This window comes from Streptomyces sp. BE20, from assembly GCF_036322525.1.
GTDB lineage: Bacteria > Actinomycetota > Actinomycetes > Streptomycetales > Streptomycetaceae > Kitasatospora.
This window is the reverse complement of sequence record NZ_JAQYWW010000905.1, coordinates 1-343: the sequence shown is the minus strand read 5'-3', so window position 1 is coordinate 343 and position 343 is coordinate 1. Positions and strand designations below refer to the sequence as shown.

The 343-nt window shown below is 76.1% G+C and carries 1 protein-coding gene; it reads right to left on the bottom strand.

What is annotated here, in order from left to right; all coding sequences use genetic code 11:
* The coding region (locus PUR61_RS20885; RefSeq protein ID WP_329880676.1) for a DUF6087 family protein at positions 1-312 on the bottom strand (312 nt) is incomplete at its 3' end.
* Positions 313-343: the final 31 nt, after the last annotated feature.

The following is a 343-nucleotide window of genomic DNA, read 5'->3' as shown; positions in this document are numbered from 1 at the left end:
CTTCCGGTGGCGCCCGGTTCCCTTGCGCAGCAGCGGTACGGGGGTGTCCGCCTGAGGGAAGACGGTGGCCGGCCCGGCCGCCTCGTCGGGCCGGTCGATCAGCGGGTACGCCTCGGCGTAGCTCTCCGCCACCGCGACCGGCTGCCAGGCGAAGCCGTCCCACTCGACGACCCGTCTCGGTACGTCCCGTACCAGGTGCGCCCCGCGCCGAGGCCCGGGTGCCAGCGTGATCGCGTCGCGCGACCCGGGGGCCCGTCGGCGGCGTGCACGCCGAGCGTACCACTCGGCCAGCGGCTCGTCCTCGGCGTCCATCGCCGCCTCCCTCGGTGATCGGTCGGGGACG